This window comes from Stenotrophomonas sp. PS02289, from assembly GCF_029960115.1.
GTDB lineage: Bacteria > Pseudomonadota > Gammaproteobacteria > Xanthomonadales > Xanthomonadaceae > Stenotrophomonas.
The window spans coordinates 1-1,404 of record NZ_JASCOZ010000331.1 but is presented as its reverse complement, the minus strand read 5'-3'; the positions used below and the strand labels follow the sequence as shown (position 1 = coordinate 1,404).

Annotated in this window: 1 protein-coding gene; it reads left to right on the top strand. The window is 64.3% G+C overall.

The features are described from left to right. Nucleotides 1-99 precede the first annotated feature (99 nt). Nucleotides 100-1,335 (top strand): dipeptidase, encoded by a 1,236-nt coding sequence (locus QMX83_RS21440; RefSeq protein WP_282298644.1) that lies wholly within the window; start codon nt 100-102, stop codon nt 1,333-1,335. Nucleotides 1,336-1,404: the final 69 nt, after the last annotated feature.

Sequence of the window (1,404 nt, the reverse complement as noted above, 5' to 3'; positions counted from 1 at the left end):
CGCCCTGCGTGGCTTCGACCATGCCTGGGACCGCGAAGCCACGCAGGGCGTGGCTCTACGCTGTTATCGTTGACGTCTACCCATTGCTGGTGAGGCGTCATGCGCTTACGTGGTCTGTCGTTGCTGGTCTCACTGGCGCTGGCCGCGCCCCTTTCCGCACACGCGATCGAGTTCTCCGCCGCGGAGCTGACCAAGGCGAAAGCGCTGCAGCAACGGCTGCTGACCCTCGACAGCCATCTCGACACCCCCGCGAACTTCCATCGCGAAGGCTTCGACCTGCGCCAGCGCCACGACCACAACGCGCTGTCGCAGGTCGATCTACCACGCATGCAGGAAGGCGCGCTGGATGGTGGCTTCTTCGCCATCTACACCGATCAGGGCGATCGCTCACCGGCCGCGCACCAGCATGATCGCGATGCCGGTCTGCAGCGACTGCTGGAAATCCGCGAAATGCTGGCCGCGCATCCGGACCAGTTCGCGCTTGCTCTCACTGCGGCTGACGCCGCCAGAATCAAAGCCGCCGGCAAGCGCGTGGTCTACATCAGCATGGAAAACGCCAGCCCACTGGTGGCCGATCCCTCACTGCTGAGCTTCTATCACCAGGCCGGCCTGCGCCTGCTCAGCACCGTGCACTTCGCCAACAACGAATTCGCCGACTCGGCCACCGACCCCAAAGGTGCGGAGTGGAAAGGGCTGAGTCCGGCCGGCAAAGCCCTGGTCGACGAAGCGGTAAAGCTCGGCATCGTCATCGACCAGTCGCATGCGTCCGACGCGGTATTCGATGATCTGATCCAGCGCCTGCCGGTGCCGTTCGTGCTCTCGCACAGTTCGGCCAAGGCGATCTACGACCATCCGCGCAATCTGGACGACGCGCGCCTGAAGCAGCTGGCCAAGGCCGGTGGCGTGATCCAGGTCAACGCGTATGGCGGCTATCTGATCGACACCGGCAAGACCGAGACGCGCAAGCAGGCCGAAGATGCACTGATGAAGCAGATCGGTGCCGGCTATGACGAACTCAGCATCGCGCAGGGTGTGCAGCTGAAGGAAGGGCTGGCGAAGCTGGACCAGACTGAACCGCTACGCCAGGCCACGCTGGATGATTTCTTCGCGCATCTGGAACACATCCTGGCCGTGGTCGGCCCCGAGCATGTGGGCATCGGACTGGACTGGGATGGTGGCGGCGGACTGGCTGACCTGCAGGATGTCAGCCAGCTGCCGAAGATCACCGCGTGGCTGCTGCGCAAGGGGTACAGCGAGCAGCAGATTGCCGGCATCTGGGGCGGCAACCTGCTGCGGGTGATGCAGCAGGCGCAGGATTACGCAGAAAACCGGTAGCTCTCCGGTAGCGCCGGCCGTTGGCCGGCCCTCATGATCTTCGGAAACAACCGGTGGGCCGGCCAACGG